The organism is Dyadobacter sp. SG02 (assembly GCF_900109045.1).
Lineage (GTDB): Bacteria > Bacteroidota > Bacteroidia > Cytophagales > Spirosomataceae > Dyadobacter.
Genome location: NZ_FNYL01000007.1, coordinates 29,099 through 50,295, shown reverse-complemented (window position 1 = coordinate 50,295; position 21,197 = coordinate 29,099). Strand labels below are relative to the sequence as shown.

Sequence of the window (21,197 nt, the reverse complement as noted above, 5' to 3'; positions counted from 1 at the left end):
CGGTCGTTACGTGATGAATTCCAATCTTTGAAACTTCGGCCTTTCGCGGAAACTTTTCGTGACGTTGGTACATTTGTTAGCAAGAATGCCCGCATTCTTTTGACCAAACGACCCGATAACCATGTCCGCCCCACAACTCACCGGCCTTCAAAAACGCGCTTCGAAATACATCAACAAAGCAATCTCTTACCAACTGCGGCCCGGAGAGATTATCGAGGGGTATTTTTCAGGGTTTGACCCAAACTCCATCGACCGGGCGGTAATACAGATGTCCAATGCGGCCGATAAAGCGACGTTGCCGCTGATGACGGTTTTGAATTATTTTGAAGGGGTTGAGGATGAGGAAGTGGACTAGTTTCCACAGCACACAAACCTTCCGGTCAGCTTTCTAATGATCATTAAATTTTCTGACAAAAAGTTTGGAAATAGCGTTTCGGGCTCTTATTTTTGTAACTAATATTCAGTTACACACTATTTCATATGAGCCAAATTGAGAAACTGGTTTTGCGGTTTATGAGTAAACCCAAAGACCTGACTTGGAACGAGCTGCTTCTTATCCTCAGGTTTTACGGCTACGAGGAACTTCCGCCAGGGAAAACAGGCGGGTCCCGAGTCAAATTTGCCGACTATGAGAAGCGCATCATCTCAGTGCATAAGCCTCATCCCTCTCCTATTGTGAAATCATACGTGATTGAACAAATCATTGCAACTCTAAAAGAAAATGGAAAAATCAAGAATGGTTAACTCACTATCCTACGACGGCTACACAGCCAATATTCATTATAGTCCGGCCGATGAGGTGTTTTTCGGAAAGCTCATAGGCGTCAATGATCTTGTAACTTTCGAAGGAACTTCTGTGGAAGAACTGAAAAAGGGCATGAAGGAGGCTGTCGATGATTATATCGAAACTTGTAAAACCTTGGGTAAGTCGCCTGAGAAATCTTACAAGGGTGTTTTCAACGTCCGGGTTTCATCGGATTTGCATAAAAAAATTGCATTATTGGCTTCGCAGTATGATGTCACTTTGAATGATTTTGTAAAGTCAGTTTTGCAGTATGCGTCCGCGCATCAGGAATTGGGCGACGAGATGTTTGGACTTAGATAATTCTCCTACTTCTTTCCAACCGGCACCTGCGCCGTAGTCCGCAAATAGGCAATCAACTCCGTAACCTCCTTCTCACTCAAATTATCCAGTAACCCCGTAGGCATCATTGAAGACGGCGTAACTTCCCTCGTTTGAATGTCCGATTTGTTAATAGCGACAGCGTCCTGACCGACAATGCGCAATGTAAGCTGCCGGTCGGTTTCCTTGGCGACGTTGCCTACATACGTCCGTCCGTCGCGGGTGGTGATGACGACCATTTTGTAGTCGTCCTGAATTTCACCGCTGGGGTCGAGGATATTGCCTAAGAGGTAGTCGAGATTGGCGCGGTTGGAGCCGGTGAGCTCGGGGCCGATGATGCCGCCTTCGCCGTAAAGTTTGTGGCAGGGTGCGCAGGTGCGCTGGAACACGATGCGGCCCTGGGCTTTGCTGGCGTCGGCGACGGCCTTGTCGCTGAGCAGCGTGCGATATTTCTTATAGGCTTTTTCATCGAATGCGACGTGGTCGATCGGGCCCCATACTTCCACAAAACCGCTGCCTACCACTCTACGGAGCTGGCGGGCTACGTAGGTCGGGACATCCTTTTTAGGGATTACATTCTTCGAAATGGCTTGCGTAAGGAGCCAGCCCGATTTCGGGCGCGAGGCGAGGGTTTGCACGGCTTCGGATTTTTCCTGCGCATTGAATTTCGGATAGGCGTCGATCAGCTGCTTGGCTAATGGTTCGCTGTCGTAACCGGCCACAGCGCGGATGGCGTCAAGGCGTAATACATTGTTGTTCAGTAATGCGGGAAGTTCCGCCGCAAGTTCAGGGCGCTGGCGGGCGGCGAGTGATTGCAATGCTTTTTGGCGCTCGGTTAATGCGGCGGATTTGTTTTTCAATGTCGCCAATGCGGTTTTCGCAGATTCAGTATCTCCAAAATGGCGGCCGAGGTCGGCGGCAAGTTGGGCAGTAGGTTTGTCGGCTTGTTTCAGTTTCGCGTAGACGGCATTCCAGTTTTCGGGTGTCTTAATGTCCGTACGACCTTCCAGGCCGTCGCGCATGCCGGTCAGAATATCGACTCGGTTGGCCGTTGATTTACCGAGGTTTGCGACAAGTATGTTGGTTTGATCCGCATCAACCAGCCGACGCGCGATGAACTGGGTTACCATCGGAATTTTACTTCCAGCGGCCAGTTCCAGCGCTTTTGCAGCATTGTCTTTAATCAGCGGCTCCATACCGAACCAGATCATTTTAGGCAAATTATGATCCCCCGCATCCTCCGCGTGAGAGAGCAGACCTTTCCCAATGCTCCATTTTGCATTTACATCCACGCGCTGCAATGCCGAAGCCAGGTACAGGCGCACCACGGGCGACGGATCATTCACCGCCATTTGCGCAAACTGATTAACGACTTCCGCCGCAGGCTGCGCATCTTCGCAAAGGAACTGGATCGCCCAGGCGCGTACGTGAGCATCCGCGTCGGAAAGCGCCTGTTTTAAAGTAGCATCACTCAGATTATCAGTCACTTTCAAGGCCCACATCGCGCGGAGGCGATTATCCGCATTGTCTTTGGATTGATATAATGTGTTTAATTTTCCTACCGCTTCCTGCGAAATTTTGCTGCCCGCAGCCCGACCGTCTGCGGCCCGACCGCCCGCGGCGCGACTCTGCAAAATTACCCGTGCACGCCTGGCGTGCCATTCACTTTTGCTGGTTTGTAATGCAGCCAGGTCGGCATCGCTGAGTTTGTTGAGATCGTTATACCGGCCTTTCCAGTTTTCGGCGAGCGAGTTTTTGGGCATTACCCTGAAAATCCGGCCGGTTTCGGAGTTCAGCACGTCGGAACCGCAAATGTCGGCGTCGTGCCAGTCGAGGATGTACATGCCGCCCTCCGGCCCTATTTCCATACTAAAACCGACCCATTGGGCATTATTGGCCATCAGAAAGTCGTCGCTATGCTTGCCGGAAAAACCCGAGCCTTTCGGGACCAGCTCGTCGGAGAGAATGCCATGCTCATGAATGTTGGCCATGAATATCTTGCCGCGTTCGGAGGCAGGGAATGCGTCCGAAAGATAAATGCGCGCGCCACCGTGCGCCGAGCGGTGGCTGTGGTCGGCGATGGTTTTGATATCGTTATACACATATGGATTGAAATGCTGCCCGCCCTGCCGGTGGTAAATGCCGCCCGGTACCACGTGCCACAAATGCGGGATCACGCATGCGGTAATGAACAGTTGGCCTTTGGCATCGTAATCGACGCCCCAGGGGTTACTGAAACCGTGGGCCACGACTTCAAATTTGCGTTTCGTAGGATGGTACCGCCACACGCCGCCATTGATATCGACGCCATCCTCGACTTCGACATTCTCGGGAAATGCGTCGTTATGTTTATACAATTTTCCTTTTCCAACCGGCCTGCCCACTTTGGAAGGCGTCGCAAAACCCTGTAAACCGTAAAGCCAGCCATCCGGCCCCCAATGGAAACTGTTGAGCGTTTCGTGGCGGTCGCGGATGCCCCAGCCGGTGAGGCGGACCTCGATATCATCCATATCGGCCTTGTCATCGCCGTTTTTATCGGGTACAAAAAGTAAGTTAGGCGGTGCGCCCACAAATACGCCGTCAAAACCGACCGCCAATGCAGCCGGAAATGCGATACCTTCCATGAAAACCTTTTTGCTATCCGCCACGCCGTCGTGGTCGGTGTCTTCGAGGATGAGGATGCGGCTGGTACCGGCGTTGGAAAAGCCCTTCCCGCGCGATTCGTAGTCTTTGTTCTCTGCGATCCACATCCGACCACGGTCGTCCCAGCAGAATGCCATCGGCTGGGTCATCATGGGTTCGGAAGCAAATGCATTTACCTGATAACCGTCCTTGACGGTCATGGCAGCTACGGCTTCCTGCGCGCTCAGGAACTTGGCCTCCCTACCCTCTTTTTGAGCCAATGCCCAAAGTGCCGTTGTGTTATACTGACCAGTGTTACCAATGAACTCCCCAAATGTTTTGTTTAACTCAACATCCTTAAAATCACCCGTGTAAATCACCAGCTCATGCTTAATGGTCTCTGTCTCCCCTTTCTTGATGTGCCAATCGCCCTTACGTGCGCGTGCCGGCCCCGCGCCCAGTTGCCCGTCCACGCGCCACGTTTGCGGGTAGCCTTTGTTGGACGGATGATCGAGAATGGCTATGTGCGCCAGATCGTTACGACCCGCTACCTGCATACCGATATCCACCCACATGGCTGCCTGGCCCTCTGCTTTTTCGTTCTTTTGACGTGCTGCATTTACGACCTCGCCTTTAATGCCTTCCTTCCACGGCATACGCACAAACAGGCCGCCGTAGTCATACTTGCCAATCGTCACATCCGTTTTGGCCTCGCCGTTCCATTCCAGATCGAGGAGATATTTGCCGTCTTTCACGCGCATCGACCAGTTTTGTGTTTCTGTCAGAACAGCAGCACCAGTTGAGTCGAGCAGGTCGTAGACGGTTTGCCATTTCACCTCCGTGCCTTTGGCCTCAATTACGCTTGCAGATACTTTTTTCCAGTAACCATCCGTCGGATGATGGAAGTAATCACGGCCATTTACACGGGTGTAGCCCCAGTAAATACCGGTCTGGTGCTTGTGGTGGCCGGGGCTGTATTCGGTGAGAACGCCTTTGCCGTCGGGCGCGACGATCGGGTGCAGGTACGGACGGAAATCGGGCCTGGCATTCTGTGTTAAGATCGGTTTGGCTTCGCTCCCCTTGAAAATGCTGATGGTTTCACCTTTGGCATCCTGTACGGCGCGCAAGGGCGTATCAGCGGATTGCACCGCGTATTCGGATTCAAGCCGTTTCGGATCATCTTCAAATCCAAACAATACAAATACAAACAGCAGCGGTAGCAACCTGAGCAAATTCATGGGCAGAAGTCCTGGGTTTTAGGATTAATTACGGATGCCGTATGACCATCCCGATATGCGGAGATAAGTAAAAAGTGGCCGGGAATTACTCAAAATTTCATGTTGCTGCCGGTTTACTTCATTTGGAATAAAAGAAAATATTTAACTTTAGGGTATTGCTATCCCCATCAACAGCCGCGCCATGACATCCTTGAAACTCCTCATCCTCTTCATTATGATCACCATGATGCAGCATCACGGGATCATTTACCGCACCGGATCGAAACGGCCCGGGCGCCAGCCGCGCGAGGTAATGGAAGAGCGTATCAAACCCAAACCGGCAAACATGCTCGGTACCTGGCGGATTTCCGGCGTGAGTACCACCGACGAGGGAGTCGTTCGGCCCGATGGCCAGCCCGTGAGGCAGTACGAACCGGGCGACAACCACAATATGCTCATCTCATTCTTCCCCGACAGCACTTTCACCAGAGTAGGTACAAAGGGCGAGTACACGACGGGAAGGTGGGATTTCGACACTGCAGCCAACACGATTTTTCTCACTTCGAACCGCAAAACCGAGGAAATCGGCGTGTTCATCTCCTATGCCGACAATGGATTACGACTGATCAATTTCGAGTTTTTGCCCAATCAAAGTGTTTCGCTGACCGAGTATGGCCAAAAATTATTACGTTTTCAGGACGATCCTTATTTCGGGAAAAACAATTGGTGGCGCATTAAACCGGCGAAATCTGAAAATGAGGCGCAAATACGTGCGCGATTGCTTAACTACCTGGCACACACCGCGTCAATCCTCAGCAGCGCGCAGGTGAGGGAGCAGGATTATATTTCAATGGAGTTTTCACAAGGTATTGTGAAGCTGTACAATGTAGGTGTGGGCGTTGTAAAAAAAGACAAAATCCCGGCTACCTGGGCGAGCTCCTTCTACTCGGTCGAAGAGGCGCACAAGGCTTATGCTATGTTTGAAGATTACCTGTTCACTGCGAAGCATAAGAAGTACCAGAGCGGTAACTGGGTGCGGGACGACCACCATATTCTGGTGGATATTCACAATGGTATAAAGCAAAAATAGCAGCGGTGCCAAGGCGCCGCTGACGCGAAGCTAAACGCTTCGTGCATACTATTCGCAGGCCTCCGGCCGGTCTATACCGCGAAGACGACGCTTTGCAGTACCGACCGGCCGGAGGCCTGCGAATAAGGGGCGCGAAGCCGGAGCTTCGCACCTGCCCCTTCAGCGCCTTACAGAATATAAAACTTCTCGGGCTGGAACGCCTGCGGTACAGTTTTATCGCGCATCATCTGCTTCAAATCACGCTCGATATTCCGTGAGATCGATAGTACAGGCGTATCGGTAGGCTTGTTCTCGAACGGGTCCTGCAGATGGATCGCCATTTTTTCGATCAGGAAGAAACATGCGGTAATTACCACGAGCACAGGCACCATCAGGAAGCCGAAAAGCTGCACCAACCCGAACGGCAACAGGAGGATGAAGAAGTGTAGCGCCAGATGAATGTAAAGGCTGTAAGTCGACGGGAACACCGTGTTCTTAATCCGCTCCGACTTACCCATATGGTCGCACAGGCGCGTGAGCGTCTGGTCGAGTTCCACTTGCTGGTAGGGGTTCACCCAGCCTTGTTTCAATGCATTATTCAAATCACGCGCATGCAGTTGAACGAGGCCCACGTGCTTGTTATCGAAGTCTTTGAGGTATTCCAATTCTTCCTCCGACACAAACTTGCTGATCATCGGCATCGGATCGTCCCGGCGGAGGCCCTTACCTAATCCATAGCACCAGGCGATCTGGCGTTTGATCATCCGCTTTTTAAAGCCGTCGATCCGATCCGGGTCCAATGGGTCCTCCATCAATGACAGGATTTGCCGAGCGAATGTCCGCGAGTCGTTCACGATGGCGCCCCACACGATCCGGGCTTCCCACCAGCGGTCGTAGGCCTGGTTGGAGCGGAATGCCAGCAGCAGCGAGATGATCGTCCCGAGCACGCTGTGCACCGTCATCGGGATCGATATATTGGTAATATGAAAGTTCTGGTAAATGACCTCGATAGCAATACCGTAGATCGTTACAAACAGTATTTCATATTTGATTTTGCCAAAAATATAGCGGATAGGGATATTCTTTTTGAGAAGCATAGTTCACTGATATTTACCTTTTTCACAATCTCATAGTCAAACCAAAGTACCTTACCGATAGCTGTCGGCCAGCGAGGATACGCGCACCATATCTGCGTTGATCATCGAATAGCCCGTCTTTTTCAGCACCGGTAACGCGTCCAGGCTGCTTTTCGTCAGCTTGGGAATGCCGTATTGTTCCGAATAGGCGATAAAATCGGTTTCGTAGTATTCCAGGAAATTTTTCAGAAGCGCCAGCTTGTTGCCGTAGAAGAAGTCGATTTTGATGCTGCTCAATTCCGGATAGGTATCTTTCAGCATTTTACATTCCTGCCAGAACTCCTCCGGGACGAGCTCATATTCCTTCTCGCGGTAGGTCGAAAATAGCAGATCCTGAATATCGTCGGCCACGTGGAAAAGGTGTGTGAAAATCACGCGCACCTCGTCGCGGATGTCCCTCACAATGGCTTCGGCGATCTGGATGCCCTCATTTGTAAAGTCCGTAGGTATCACCACTGTTCTCATATAAATGCCGTCTTTTAAGTTAACAATGCGTTGATAATCAATTAACAATGCAATGTTACGGCAGAGAAATTAGCCCTGTTTAAGAGCTGCATTATAATGTAGTGAGAGACTTATTAGAATGAAATAAGAATATTAAAATGAAGTAAGAGGGCTCAGAAATACTTAAAAGGTAGGTAGGTAGTGAAGCGCGTCCCCTCGCCTACGCGGCTCTGCACGTCGGCTTTGCCCTGGTGCATGCGTATGATATTGTGCGTCAACGGCAAACCAATGCCGTAACCCTTGTACGGCGCCGTATTGGAAGCCCTGAAAAAGGGTACGAAAATCTGCCCGATCTCCCGGTCGGGTATACCGATGCCCTGGTCGGTGATCTCCACGATCACGTATTTGCTGTCCGCGCTGATCTTGACGGTCACCGGCTTGTTGTCGGAATACTTGCAACTGTTGAGCACAATATTGGAAAAAGCGGCTTTGAGCAATGCGAGATTACCATTTACAGTGAGCTTACATTCATCCTCGGGCAGGTTATCAAAATCGATAGCCACCTGATTTTCAGGAATAATGCGATCTGCCGCCTCTTTCACCGAAAGGATCAGTTCATCGATCCGAACCTCCTCCCATTGCTCTTTTGTCCCGTTAAAACCCGTCTGCGCCAGGCTGAGCATACTATTAGTAAGGTGTTCCAGCTTTTCGACTTCCTTATAAATATTGAGAAACGACTCCTTCGCACCGTCCGAAAGCCCGGGCATCGACATTCCGAGTTCCGCTTCGCCGCTCACGACCGTCAGCGGCGTCCGGAACTCGTGCGAAGCATTGCTCACGAAGTTATTCTGCATTTCAAAAGTCACTTCCAGCCTGTCGAGCATATCGTTGAAAGTCCTCGAAAGCGCCTCCACGTCGTCGTCGGTAGGGTCCACCACCAGTCGCTGGTGGAGGTTATGCGCATTAATGCCCTTCACATTCCGGATAATATTACGGATCGGCTTGAAAATTTCGTTCGAAAACAGCTTCCCGAAGGTGAAAACGAAGGTCATTGCAATGAAAAACCCGATCAGCAGCAGGTTTTTCAGATTAGCCATTTCCTGCATACCGTAAGTATCGAGCGCCGACGATACCACCATGATCCGCTTTTTCTCCCGCGCAATGCGAAGCACTACATAGGAAGTGTCATGATTGAAAAACCGGGCCGGAATGTCGCTTTGCGCCTCTTCAAAAAAGGAGGAAGGCAAGGCAAGACGCTTTTTGATCGCCTCATCGGTGGGTTCGGGCAATACGCGATGCTTCTCGTAGGGCAGGCTACCCAGGTGCCGTTCCTTGATGTCGTAGTAAATGGATGTAAGCGATTTGTTCTCCTGCAATGCCGCATGTCCCACAATGTCCGACCGCACTTCAAGGCGATGGAAAAAGCTCGTTGCAATGCTCTCAGAGGCAAAAAAATAGACAAACACGCTCAATGCCAGGATAATACCAGCAGACAATGCCGTAAAAATCAGCGCGATCTTATTTTGTATCTTCATACGACTGACGGACCACATACCCCATACCGAACACCGTGTGTATCAGCTTGATGTCATGATTTTTATCGATTTTTTTCCTTAGGTAGTTGATATACACATCCACCACGTTCGTACCCAGATTAAAATTGATATCCCACACATTTTCAAGGATTTCCATTCTATTTAAAACACGGTTGGTGTTCGAAAGCAAGTATTCCAAAAGCCGGAATTCGGTAGCCGTGAGCTCGATCGGCTGGCCGCCTCGTTTAACCGTCTTCGTTACCTTGTCCAGAATGAGGTCGCCCAGTGCCAGTATTTTATCGTTTTTCTCCTTTTCCGGCTCCTTTCCGCGGCGGATCAGCGTCCGGAGCCGCGCTTCGAGCTCCGCCAGTTTGAAAGGCTTGGTCATATAATCGTCGGCACCGGCGTCGAGCCCCGACACGATGTTTTCCGTCGTACCGAGTGCGGTCAGCATCAGGATCGGCGTCGTTACCTGTGCCTGGCGAGCGCGTCGGCATACCTCCATGCCATTGATAACCGGGATCATCAGGTCCAGAATAACAACGTCAAACTGGTGTTGCAGAATCATTTGCAAGCCCGACTGACCATCCATCGCAATTGTGATCTCGTGGCCGTTGGCCGTAAGGCTGCGCTGGATCAGGGATATCACGTTGGGCTCGTCCTCGACGAGCAAAAGCTTCATGGGTAGCTTGGAAAACGGCATTGCAATAGAGGTTTTAAAGTGTAAGGTATTAAAAAAACGGCATGGCAATACATTTTTCCAGCATTTACGTGTATCATGACATTTCAATCTGCGGGGATTACTGTTAAATTGTCAATCTTTTAACACGCAACGTTCCCATACCTTGAATACACCTCTACCACGCACCGCTAACGAACTCATAATCTGCGCACAACGCCTCGCTTTGTCCGCACTGTTAATCCTTTTGGCAGCTTGCAGCCTTTACGCCGCGGAGTTCAAAGTCTTACTCGCCGGCAACACCGCCGACTTCGAAAATCCTGCCGACATTTTCCCTGTAATCGAGAACTACCTCGCTACCAAACCCGGCCCATTACTCTGGGTACTTAACGGCGACGCATTTCCCGAGCAAATGACCATCGAACAGGTCACCGACTGGAAAAGAAAGGCCAATGCATTGCTCGACCGCAACCCCGGGCTGCACATGCTTCTCAACCAGGGCGATCGCGAATGGCTCAATTCCGGCAAAGAAGGCTGGCAAAGAGTAATGGCATTGGAAAAAGCGCTGGACGGTGAAAAACACCAGCGATTTCAGGTATTCCTCGGACATGGCTGCCCCGGCCCGTGGACGGTTTCTTTCCCGATGCTCGAAGTGGTCGTGATCAATTCTCAATGGTGGAATCATCCGTTTGATAAACCTAAACCTTCCTCCGACGCCTGTACCATCGCCGATACGGACAATTTCGTGGAAGAACTGGAAGGTATTTTGGACGAAACCACCGACAAAAACGTGCTGTTACTCTCCCATTTTCCTATTGAATCATTCGGGAATTATGGCGGGCGGTTTTCAGTAGGTTCCTATTTCTCGCCTCCGCTGGTAGGCAACGCATTGGTCGGTTTCCGGCAGAATATCGGCACCAGCCGCGACATTTCGAATGCAAACCTGGGCCCGTACCGCTACAAATTGAATGGCGTTTTGCAGGATTACGGCTCGGTGATCCTTGCCTCCGGGCACGAGCGGAACCAGTCGGTAATGCGGCAAGGCAATAACTTTTTCATCAATAGTGGCGGAATTGCGGGCGGCGCTTACATTGCGCATGGCAAAAAAGCCGCATTAAACTCATCGTCAGCGGGTTTCATTGAAATAACCTATTCCGACAATGGTAAGGTCGACTATCAGCATTGGACGGTCAATGGTAGTCAGGTTTCGAAATCAGAAACCGGCCAACTTTTCGCGTCCGCCTGTGAGAATAGTGGAAACGCTCTCAAAAACTCGCTTTTTCAGCCCTGTAATCCGGTAATCAAGCCTTCCGACAGAATGGATACGCCGCACCGCGAGCCGGCGACTATCGCAGCCGGAAGCGAGTATGCCAGCAAGCGTTTTAAAGAAAAATGGTTCGGAAAACATTACCGCGATTCCTGGACAGTGCCCGTGAAAGCGCCCTATCTCGATATGGACACTACTTTTGGCGGGTTGGTCATCGCCGGAAAAGGGGGCGGGAGGCAAACTACGTCCCTCAAACTCGTGGCCGGCAACGGAAAAGAATACGTTTTCCGTTCGGTAGACAAAGATCCTTTCCGCGCGCTCGCATATGAGCTGCGCGGGACCGTCGTTTCGCAGGTCCTGAAAGACCAGACCTCCACCCAGCAGCCCTACGGCGCCATGACCGTAGCGCCATTACTCGACAAAATCGGTATCCTGCACGCCAGCCCGGAATTGTTTGTTTTACCCAAAGACAACAAACTCGGCGCATTCAAAGCGCAATACGGCAATTTGTTCGGCATGCTCGAAGAACGCCCGACCGACAAGATCGAAAAATCCAGGATTTTTGCCGGCGCCAAAGACATCGAGAAGAGTTTTAAACTATTCAATAAACTCTACCACGATCACGATAACCGCGTCGACAAACACGAATTCGCCCGGGCACGCATGTTCGACCTCTGGGTAGGCGATTGGAGCAAGCACGAAGACAACTGGAAATGGGCAGGTTACAAAACGAAAGACGGCGAGCTGTACCGCCCCGTTCCCCGCGACCGCGATCACGCATTTTCGCGTTGGGACGGCATTATCCCCTGGCTTGCCGACCGCGAATGGGGTATGCCCAACGGCGAAAACTTCGCGGAACGCATCAAAGGCCTCCGCAGCCTCATGTGGCAAGCCCGCCACCTCGACCGCTTCGTGGGCAGCGAGCTCAGCAAAGCGGATTGGGTTAATGCCGCCAAAGAAATCCAGGGCGCCATTAACGACCAGGATATTACCGCTGCCGTGCACAACATGCCTGCTGAAATCTATGAAAAGGATGGCCGAGAAATCGAGCGAAAATTGAAAGCGCGTATCGGCGACCTTCAAAAGTATGCGGCCGGATATTACGCATTGCTTGCAAGGGAAGTGGATGTGGTAGGCTCCAATAAGGCCGAGTATTTCAAAGTAGTGCGCGAAAATAATGGGCGGGTAACAGTAACTGTCTGCGATGTTTCAAAACAAAACCGGCAGGCTGACACTTCTAAAATCTATTACCACCGCGTTTTCGATCCGACTGAAACCCGGGAAATCAGGCTGAACGGCCTTGGTGGCGACGATGTTTTCGATATCCAGGGAAAAGCAGAAAGATCGATTCTCGTCCGCATCATCAGTGGTGGTGGCGAGGATTATATTTCCGACCAATCCGACGTCCGGAAAGGCGGCAAGCAGACACTCATTTACGAAAAGGATAAAAACCCTCACCATCAGCTCGGTACAGAAGCACGCGAAGTCAAACCCGCCGATGAGCGTTTCTACGAATACGATCGCAATGCATTCAAATACAATACCTACCTGCCCGTTGCATTGCTGACCTACAACCCGTTCGTAGGCTTTGCAATTCACGGAGGCGTTACTTTCACGCGCCAGCGCTTCGGCAAGCCCGATTTTGCCTCGAAGCATTCGCTCAGCGCGTCTGTAAGTGTCAAAGGAAATTACGAGTTCAGTTACAGCAACCAGTTCAGGCAGCTTTTGGGCAAATGGGATGGTATATCGCAGGTTTCGCTTTCGCGACCGCTCAACTATAACTTCTTCTTCGGAGTCGGTAACGACACGCCCAAAAACAACGACCTGCCATCCAACTACTACCGCACCCAGTACAATTCGTTTGCGGTATCCGCCGGCCTGCTCCGCCAGTTCTGGAAACAGAGCAAAATCGAAGTGACGGCCAGCTACGAGCTCGACGAAGGCATTCAAAGAAACAGCAGCTACCTCGCCGACCACCCCGAAATTTTCGGTAATGAACAGCTGCATTTAATCTTCGCGAAAGGCATCCTCAACCTTGACTTCCGCGACCGCATTGCATTACCCGAGCGCGGCTTCCGTGTGCAACTTACCCAGCAGGCAGGGCACGTTTCACAGTCACGCAACGACCTGGCCTCCATTTCCGAACTCGAAGTCGAGCAATACCTTTCCACACGTGCTAAAAACCCGCTTACGCTCGGCCTTCGTCTCGGCGGCGGCATCGCGAAAGGCCAGTTACCGTTTTACAAACTATTCTCGCTCGGCCAGCTCAACGACCTCCGCGGCTTCAAACGCAACCGCTTCACCGGCGAATCGAAAGGCTTCCTCAACACCGAGCTCCGGTGGCAACTCACCGAAACCCGAAATACGTTTGTCCCCCTCAAAATGGGCGTACGGGCATTTTATGATGTGGGAAGAGTGTGGGCCAAAAACGACCCGGACAATGCCAACTACTGGCACCAGGGCTACGGCGGCGGGTTTTACATTACCCCGTTCCGCGAGCAATTTGCATTCAACATCAGCGCGGGAACCTCGAAGGAAGAATCGCTTCTGCTCATGATCTCGATTGGAAGCTTTTTCAGATAGCTTTCAGGCGAAACCCGGGTTTCGCCTGCTATCGTTTCCGCTTACGGTTGGCTACATAATCCTGCACCGCCTCCTTCGTCGTGTACCAAACATTCCCCTCTTTATAAGCATCGATCTTCCCCTGCCGCGCCAGCAGGCTCACGTACTCCTGCCCGTACGGCACTTCCGGCTCTTCTACAATGCGGACAATCGGCTCATATTCATACTCAAACCCCGGCAGAGCATTCAAATAGATATTCAGGCTCCGTTCCAAAGCCTGCGTCATCAACAGCCCCAGCTTCTGATACGACCCATTATTTGCCTGGTTTAAAGCCTCATAATACTTCTTCCGGTCGTTTTTGAGGATAATCGCCGGCGGAAACCCAGCCCGCATCAGCAGCAGATTCATCGCTAACCGCACCGTACGGCCGTTTCCGTCAAAAAACGGATGTATCCAAACCAGCCGGTGATGAAAAACGGTAGCCAGTACCACGTCATTCAACCCCATAGGATTCGAATTCGTAAACTCAATCAGTTGATCCAGCATATCGGGCACTTTCCGTGCATTCGGCGGCACAAAGTTCGCGCCCACGATACGCACGCCCCCATCACGCAAGCGCCCCGCAAAGTCGTCTTCGATCGACCGCAGTACCAGGCCATGCAGCGACAGGATATCGATACTCCTCATAGCATATTCCGGGTTTACCAACCCATACAGGTACTGAATGGCTTTCTCGTGGTTATACGCCTCGAAATGTTCCCGCAACGACTTCCCCTGAATGGTAATCCCTTCCTGCAATACCAGCTGCGTTTCCCGCAAACTAAGCGTGTTGCCTTCAATGCTATTGCTATTGTAGGTCCATTCCAAAGCCAGCCCTTCACGGATTTTCGAAAGCGCAGACGCCGGAATAGGCCGGCTGCTTTTTATCCGGTCGCGTTTTTCGTACAGCCTGTCGATAAAAGGCTGCAATTCGTACATGTCGTTCAGGTCGATCTCAAACATTCCACTAATATCGGCATTGCCCTCCGGTTTTCCTATCCGATATTAAGAAATCAATCACAAAAAAAGAGGGAGAAAATTTTCTCCCTCTTTAAACCATCAATCAATCTTAACCGAACCCATGAGGTTCAATCACTTACTTCGTAGTTACACTTTTCAATTGGAGGCCTACGATAGCGGCTTTCTGAGCTGCGCTATGGTTATTGGTGTCAGGCGTATTCTTCACTTTTTGTGGTGCCGGGCTATCCAGAACTGGTGCGGAAGCAGGCAATGTATTGTTAACAACAGCCACTTTGGCTTTCTCTTCAACTGTATATGTAGAATTGTTGTTGGCGTAAGCTGCGCTAGTGATTGCTACCAAAGCAACGGCTAGCAGTTTTTTTGCATTTTTCATTGTTAATAGTGTTTTGTGTTTTGCTTGTGTTCTCTATCGTATTTCGAGTACAAATATAATACAATATTCTGAAAACAAACGTTCAGCGCATTCGATAACAGAATAGTACAAAGTCTTTAAAGGCTGTAAATCGGCTTTTTCCTCACGACAAACATATAACTATTTAAAGATTTAAAATTTAAAAGTCACCAAATTTTCGTTTTTGCGACCTGAGAAGATTTCGTACCGGCAGGCACTAATGTTACCTTATTGCTACGCGCTATTAAACACCTCCATTTTATTCTAAACCAACCTCTCAATACCAAATTATATTTGGAGTGGATTCTACCAATACCCAAAATCACCGAAGAATTGACCCACAGAAACCAAAAACCACGAAATTTTTTTGAAAAATTTTTTATTTTTTTTTCGATGGATTGATTATCCGGTCAAAATCGCTGGCCTGAGGGGTGGCGCGATGGTTTTGAAGGTCACAAATCGCGGACTGCCGGGCGGGAAGTCTGGACAAAATTGACCATATTTGCACCCCTCAAAAGGAACGACAACAGACACACCGGTCGGAAAGAAAGCGACCGCGGGAAAGGAACCTATGAAAGTTTGCATTGCGGAAAAACCCAGCGTAGCCAAAGATATTGCAGCGGTGATCGGTGCCGGCCAGCGCCGCGACGGTTATTACGAGGGCAATGGCTATCAGGTAACTTGGACTTTCGGCCATTTCTGCACATTGAAAGAACCGCACGACTACACCGAACGCTGGAAATCGTGGCGATTGGAAGAACTGCCCATGATCCCGTCCAGTTTCGGGATCAAGCTGATAGACAATGCAGGCGCCATGCGGCAGTTTGGTGTGATCGAGATGCTGGTGCGCAATTGCGAAGAGGTGATCAACTGCGGTGACGCAGGCCAGGAAGGCGAACTGATCCAGCGTTGGGTGCTTCTCAAAGCCAAATGCACCGTGCCCGTCAAACGGCTGTGGATTTCTTCCCTTACCGAACAAGCCATCCGCGAGGGCTTCGACAAGCTCCGTGAAGGCAGCCAGTATGATAACCTGTACGCAGCCGGGAGTGCCCGCGCGATCGGCGACTGGTTGCTGGGCATGAATGCGACACGCCTTTTCACCAAGAAATTCGGGGGCGGCAAAGCGGTACTCTCCATCGGTCGCGTGCAAACGCCCACCCTCGCATTGATCGTCCAGCGACAAAAGGAAATCGATGCATTTGTCTCGGAGGAATACTGGGAACTGAAAACCATCTACCGGGATACCGAGTTTACGGCGACGATCGACCGCATCAAGAATGTCGAGAAAGCCAACAAAGGCCTCGCTTACCTGCAACAGCATGATTTTGAAATAACCGCATTTGAAAAAAAGGAGGGAAAGGAGGGAAATCCGAGGCTTTTCGATCTCACTTCATTACAGGTAGAGGCCAATAAAAAATACGGTTATTCGGCTGAGGACACTTTGAAACACATTCAAAACCTCTACGAAAAGAAGTTCGTCACCTACCCGCGTGTAGACACCACTTATCTTTCGGAAGACTTACACCCGAAAGTGGAAGGCATTCTCCGCGAGCTCACCTATTATAGTCAGTATACCGCTCCCCTGCTGGCGAACCTGCCGATACCGAAATCGAAAAACGTTTTCGACGACAAGAAGGTGACCGATCACCACGCCATTATCCCGACGGGCGTGCTGCCCGGGCATATCAGCCAGGATGAAAAGCGCATTTACGATCTGATAGCCCGGCGCTTTATCGCCGTTTTTTACCCGGAATGTAAAGTCTCCAATACAACCGTACTCGGGATGGTCGGCCAGGTGGAATTTAAGGCTACGGGCAAGCAAATCCTCGAACTGGGCTGGCGGGAATTGTACGTGAACGACAATGCCGCGAAAAAAGAGGCCGAAGAGGAAAAAGTAATGCCGATTTTCGAAGTCGGCGAACGCGGCCCGCACGAGCCGCGCGTGCACCAGGGCAAGACTTCCCCGCCGAAAGCCTACACCGAAGCGACCCTGCTCCGCGCGATGGAAACCGCCGGCAAGCAGGTCGAGGACGAAGAAATGCGCGAATTGATGAAAGATAACGGTATCGGCCGCCCCTCGACGCGCGCCAACATCATCGAGACGCTCTTCAAACGCAAATACATAGAGAAAAAGAAAAAGAACGTTTTCGCCACGCAAACGGGCATCGACCTCATCGACACCATTCAAAACGAACTCCTCAAAAGTGCCGAGCTCACCGGGCATTGGGAACGCAAGCTCCGCCTCATCGAAAAGGGCGAATATGCGATGGATACTTTCAAACAGGAGCTGATCGAAATGGTGGTGAAGCTTACGCACGAGGTCAAAAATGAACGCGCGCGGTCCATTACCATTATCGAGGAAGCGCCGGTTGTCGAGCAGGAAGATAAGCCGAAGAAGGAACGCAGGCCGCGCGAACCGAAAGAAGAAGTTTCCATTGAAGCCCTGCATTGCCCCAAATGCAAGGATCAGTTGTTGAAAAAAGGCAAAACAGCCTACGGATGCAGCAATTTCCAGGTGTGCGGCTTCAAAATACCTTTCGAATTCCTGGGCAAAACACTGACCGACAAGCACATTTTCGACCTGCTCAGCAAAGGCAAGACGGCCAAAATCAAAGGCCTTCAAATCCCCGGCAGCCCCGACCCGATCGACGCCCGGCTGGTCATGAACGGCGACTTCAACTTTGAAGTCGGGTAGCCGTTACATCGGGCTGTTGGTCGTCTCTACATAAGGCAGATGAAAAGTAATGCCCGAAATCTGGCATAGCGCCAAAAATTCGGACAAGTTGGGCATTACACCCTGGTTGAGGATCTTCTCGGACGATTTCCGGGAGATACCCGCTTCTTCCAGCGCCTCGGTCAGGTTGATCCCCTTCACTTTTACAATCTCTTTGATATCGGCGACCAATTCCCTTGCCCGCGCTTCAAATACTGTCGTTTCCATTTGTTGATGATATTTGGTTTTGAGCTGAAAAGAACAAAACCGTGCCAGGTATTTCCGGCTCGCTACCTGCCTTCAAGGCATGGCCTGACATTTGCTTTGTGAAAAATGAGTATGATATACAAGTACTCATCCTTGAATGAAAACCACCATTCGGTGTTTTTACGAAGTGACCTTTAATTACAAATCCATATGAGTAACTACCATCAATATGCCGGTACTTTCAGGATCGGCGGCGAAATTGAAATTAACAGGCTGGGTTACGGCGGCATGCAGCTTACCGGCCAGGGCGTATGGGGCGATGCACCCGATCGCGGGAATGCGAAGAAAGTGCTTCAAGCTGCGGTAGATGCGGGTGTGAACTTCATCGATACGGCCGATTCCTACGGCCCTCATACCAACGAAACGCTGATCGCCGACGCGCTTTCTCCCTACCCAAAAGACCTTTTAATTGCCACCAAAGGCGGTTTCGAACGCACCGGCCCGAACCAGTGGCGCGTCAACGGTGATCCGGAGCATATCCGGCAGGCAATCGAAGGAAGCCTCAAAAGGTTGAAAAAGGATGTGATCGACCTCTGGCAGCTGCACCGTATTGATTCCCGCTTCCCGGTAGAGGAAACGCTCGGCCCGGTGGTGGATGCCGTGAAAGCAGGGAAGATTCGCAATGTAGGATTATCGGAAGTGGGTGTGGATCAGGTCAAACAGGCGGAGAAGACGGTACCGATCGTGTCGGTTCAAAACCTGTATAACCTGGGCAACCGGCAGTGGGAAGATGTACTGGATTACACGGTGGAACGTGGAATGGCATTCATACCGTGGTACCCGCTCGCTTCGGGCCCGGAAAAATTGAAGAGCAAAATCTCCGGTATTGCGGAAAGGCACCATGCCACAACCGCCCAGATTGCATTGGCATGGTTGCTCAAACGCGCCCCGAACATCCTGCTCATCCCCGGCACGAGCTCGCTGAAACATTTGGAAGAAAATTTGCAGGGAGGAAGTATTCAGCTGTCGGAGGAAGATTTCAAAGCATTATCCTGATCATGAGCGACTATCAAAACAAAGTGGTGATCGTCACCGGTGCCGGAAACGGCATCGGTAGCGTCGTGGCCACGCACTATGCCCGGCAGGGTGCCAGCGTAGCATTGTGGGACCGCGATCCGAAAGGATTGCACGCCATTCAGGAAGCTTTGGAAAAAGAAGGGTTCGAAGCCAGCTCGCTGGTCATAGACCTCACCAATCCGGACGAAATCGTCGCCGGCATGGAACAGGTAAAGGAATCGCTCGGAAGGATTGATGTGTTGATCAACAATGCAGGTTTGGGCCGAACCAAATCGCCTTACGACCTCCCTGTCGATGATTGGGACTATGTGCTAAACACCAACCTGCGGGGCAGCTTCCTGTGTGCACGCGAGGCGGCACGCGTTATGCGTACGCAAGGCAAGGGCGCAGTCGTGAACATTGCGTCCACGCGGGCGCTCATGTCCGAGCCCAACACGGAGGCGTACGCGGCTTCGAAAGGCGGGATTCTGGCATTGACGCACGCATTGGCGATCTCCCTCGGCCCCGATCGCATTACCGTGAATGCGATCAGCCCCGGATGGATTGAGACGGGAGATTACAGTCAACTGAAAGTCTCCGACCACGCCCAGCACCCGGCCGGCCGCGTCGGGAAACCCGACGATATCGCCAGGGCATGCCTCTACCTGACCAACCTGGAAAATGATTTCATCACCGGCGCCAACCTGATCATCGATGGCGGTATGACGCGCAAAATGATTTATGAAGAATAGCGGCTACTTCTCGATCTTTTTCAACTCGCTGTCGAGGAAGCTTTTGGACAGCCATTTGGTACCGATCATCACGCCTTCGATGGTTTTGGTATTACCGATATTGTCAAGCGGATTGGCCGCAAGCAATACCAGGTCGGACACATTACCGACCTTGATCGACCCTGAATTGGGTTTATTTAAATAACTCGCGACATTCACCGTCCCTGTTTTCAATGCCTCGTAGGGCGTCAAACCGGCATCTACGAGGTATTTTAGTTCGTGGTGAGTGGCAAAACCAGGCACATTCAGCACCTGCGGAGCGTCGCAGCCGAGCATAAGCTGCACGCCGCCCCTCTGGCAAGCAAGGATCAGTTTTCTGCGGATATTCACAAATGCCTCTGCCCGCTCCTTATTGAATTTCGGATTGTTGACATAACTGCTCTTTGCATTCAACCAGTTCTTCTTTTCGTCGGCGGTCATGTACTTCCATTCCGGGTCGTTTTCGTAGGCCGAGGCCGGTAGCGGGGAAAGCCAGCGCTCGGCAATGGCTTGGGTAGGAACCACGCGAATGTTTTTGTCCTTCAAACCCTTAATCAGCTTTGGAATGCGGGTAGTATCGGCCGCATAGGCGATCCAGGTGCCGAAAAGACCCGTTTCCTGCTCGGCAAGCGTGTCGGTACTGGGTACGATGGCCTCCACAAAGCCGTCGAGGTGATCGATGGACGAATACCCCGCGTCAATGGCGGCCCAGACCCCGACTGCGAACGAGACGTGGCCTACCATTCCGATACCGAGCTCTTTGGATGTCTTGGCAATGCCGGGGAAAGTTTCTTTCGTCAGTCCGGGGAGTAATTTCAGGTAATCATAGCCTGCCGCTTTTTCCTCCTTGACCAACTCAATACCCCGGGCCGCAGTTTTCACGGTCTGCCCGCTGAATGCCGGGCCGGTAGTGTAGAAATTCGGTCCCAGCACTTCCCCGCTCCGCACTTTTTCGCGCAATTCGAGGTGTTTGGCATTACCCAGCATTCCGCGGATCGTGGTAATGCCGTTCGCCAGGTAAAGCGTCAATACGTCCTTCATCGGCCCGAAATCGTCGATCGCGGGCACGTGGGCATGCATTTCCGACCAGCCGGGCGCGAGATATTTGCCTTTTGCATCGACCACGAGCGCATTGGCGGCCGGTTTCACATCCTTACCTACCGAAACAATTTTTCCGTTCCTGACCACCACCGTCTGATCCATCAAAACCGTCTCGCGGTCCATCGGGATCACATTCACCGATCGGAAGACAATATCACGGTCTACATTGCTGACGGGTCCCTGCGCAAATGCGGCGGGAGCGCCCATTAACCCGAAAATGAAAATCAGTCTGCGTATCATAGTCTGTGAAGTGTTTAGAAATGGTCAGGAACGGCATTCTTGCA

At 51.3% G+C, this 21,197-nt stretch carries 17 protein-coding genes; 8 read left to right on the top strand and 9 right to left on the bottom strand.

Annotation, left to right across the window (positions count from 1 at the left end):
- Nucleotides 1-121: 121 nt before the first annotated feature.
- From BMW93_RS17555 to BMW93_RS17545, 3 genes are all read left to right on the top strand, one after another.
- Nucleotides 122-355 (top strand): hypothetical protein, encoded by a 234-nt coding sequence (locus BMW93_RS17555; RefSeq protein WP_090379020.1) that lies wholly within the window; start codon nt 122-124, stop codon nt 353-355.
- A gap of 125 nt (nt 356-480) precedes the next feature.
- Nucleotides 481-744: a type II toxin-antitoxin system HicA family toxin gene (locus BMW93_RS17550; protein ID WP_090379017.1), complete on the top strand. Its 264-nt coding sequence runs from the start codon at nt 481-483 to the stop codon at nt 742-744.
- Nucleotides 722-1,105 (top strand): type II toxin-antitoxin system HicB family antitoxin, encoded by a 384-nt coding sequence (locus BMW93_RS17545; protein ID WP_090379014.1) that lies wholly within the window; start codon nt 722-724, stop codon nt 1,103-1,105. Before BMW93_RS17550 ends, BMW93_RS17545 begins: the two co-directional genes overlap by 23 nt.
- 5 nt (nt 1,106-1,110) lie before the next feature.
- On the opposite strand, the gene BMW93_RS17540 is transcribed toward BMW93_RS17545, so the two are convergent.
- Nucleotides 1,111-4,983, bottom strand: a complete 3,873-nt coding sequence (locus tag BMW93_RS17540) for a PVC-type heme-binding CxxCH protein (protein ID WP_090379011.1) — start codon at nt 4,981-4,983, stop codon at nt 1,111-1,113.
- A gap of 181 nt (nt 4,984-5,164) precedes the next feature.
- Between BMW93_RS17540 and BMW93_RS17535 the strand changes: the two genes are divergently transcribed.
- Nucleotides 5,165-6,052 carry a hypothetical protein gene (locus tag BMW93_RS17535; RefSeq protein WP_177194118.1) on the top strand — a complete coding sequence of 296 codons (888 nt, stop codon included), beginning with the start codon at nt 5,165-5,167 and terminating at the stop codon, nt 6,050-6,052.
- 167 nt (nt 6,053-6,219) lie between these two features.
- Here the strand turns inward: BMW93_RS17535 and BMW93_RS17530 are convergent, their stop codons facing one another.
- The 4 genes from BMW93_RS17530 to BMW93_RS17515 all read right to left on the bottom strand — a co-directional run bounded on the left by BMW93_RS17530 (nt 6,220) and on the right by BMW93_RS17515 (nt 9,849).
- Nucleotides 6,220-7,128: a bestrophin family protein gene (locus tag BMW93_RS17530; protein ID WP_090379010.1), complete on the bottom strand. Its 909-nt coding sequence runs from the start codon at nt 7,126-7,128 to the stop codon at nt 6,220-6,222.
- A 51-nt stretch (nt 7,129-7,179) separates the two neighbouring features.
- A complete protein-coding gene (locus BMW93_RS17525) occupies nt 7,180-7,632 on the bottom strand; it encodes a hypothetical protein (RefSeq protein ID WP_090379008.1) in 453 nt (150 codons plus the stop codon).
- Between the two features lie 152 nt (nt 7,633-7,784).
- Nucleotides 7,785-9,146: a HAMP domain-containing sensor histidine kinase gene (locus BMW93_RS17520; protein ID WP_090379005.1), complete on the bottom strand. Its 1,362-nt coding sequence runs from the start codon at nt 9,144-9,146 to the stop codon at nt 7,785-7,787.
- The gene (locus BMW93_RS17515) at nt 9,130-9,849 is read right to left on the bottom strand and encodes a response regulator transcription factor (protein ID WP_409013104.1); all 720 of its coding nucleotides are present in this window, start codon (nt 9,847-9,849) and stop codon (nt 9,130-9,132) included. The genes BMW93_RS17520 and BMW93_RS17515 overlap by 17 nt, the downstream gene beginning before the upstream one ends.
- A gap of 202 nt (nt 9,850-10,051) precedes the next feature.
- Between BMW93_RS17515 and BMW93_RS17510 the strand changes: the two genes are divergently transcribed.
- Nucleotides 10,052-13,675, top strand: a complete 3,624-nt coding sequence (locus BMW93_RS17510) for an outer membrane protein assembly factor (RefSeq protein WP_229240548.1) — start codon at nt 10,052-10,054, stop codon at nt 13,673-13,675.
- Between the two features lie 28 nt (nt 13,676-13,703).
- Here the strand turns inward: BMW93_RS17510 and BMW93_RS17505 are convergent, their stop codons facing one another.
- Together BMW93_RS17505 and BMW93_RS17500 are read right to left on the bottom strand one after the other, a co-directional pair.
- Complete coding sequence (locus BMW93_RS17505; protein ID WP_090379002.1) at nt 13,704-14,657, bottom strand: Fic family protein; 954 nt, start codon at nt 14,655-14,657, stop codon at nt 13,704-13,706.
- A 133-nt stretch (nt 14,658-14,790) separates the two neighbouring features.
- Nucleotides 14,791-15,048: a hypothetical protein gene (locus tag BMW93_RS17500; RefSeq protein WP_090378998.1), complete on the bottom strand. Its 258-nt coding sequence runs from the start codon at nt 15,046-15,048 to the stop codon at nt 14,791-14,793.
- 589 nt (nt 15,049-15,637) lie between these two features.
- Between BMW93_RS17500 and BMW93_RS17495 the strand changes: the two genes are divergently transcribed.
- A complete protein-coding gene (locus BMW93_RS17495; protein ID WP_090379825.1) occupies nt 15,638-17,761 on the top strand; it encodes a type IA DNA topoisomerase in 2,124 nt (707 codons plus the stop codon).
- A 3-nt stretch (nt 17,762-17,764) separates the two neighbouring features.
- Here the strand turns inward: BMW93_RS17495 and BMW93_RS17490 are convergent, their stop codons facing one another.
- Complete coding sequence (locus BMW93_RS17490) at nt 17,765-18,007, bottom strand: transcriptional regulator (protein WP_090378995.1); 243 nt, start codon at nt 18,005-18,007, stop codon at nt 17,765-17,767.
- A 189-nt stretch (nt 18,008-18,196) separates the two neighbouring features.
- Here BMW93_RS17490 and BMW93_RS17485 point away from each other — a divergent pair, with 189 nt between their 5' ends.
- Both BMW93_RS17485 and BMW93_RS17480 read left to right on the top strand, forming a co-directional pair.
- On the top strand, nt 18,197-19,042 hold the full coding sequence (locus tag BMW93_RS17485; RefSeq protein ID WP_090378991.1) for an aldo/keto reductase: 846 nt from the start codon (nt 18,197-18,199) through the stop codon (nt 19,040-19,042).
- Between the two features lie 2 nt (nt 19,043-19,044).
- Nucleotides 19,045-19,794 carry an SDR family NAD(P)-dependent oxidoreductase gene (locus BMW93_RS17480; RefSeq protein WP_090378987.1) on the top strand — a complete coding sequence of 250 codons (750 nt, stop codon included), beginning with the start codon at nt 19,045-19,047 and terminating at the stop codon, nt 19,792-19,794.
- Nucleotides 19,795-19,797: 3 nt separating this feature from the next.
- Here the strand turns inward: BMW93_RS17480 and BMW93_RS17475 are convergent, their stop codons facing one another.
- On the bottom strand, nt 19,798-21,153 hold the full coding sequence (locus BMW93_RS17475; protein ID WP_090378985.1) for an amidohydrolase family protein: 1,356 nt from the start codon (nt 21,151-21,153) through the stop codon (nt 19,798-19,800).
- Nucleotides 21,154-21,197 lie beyond the last annotated feature (44 nt).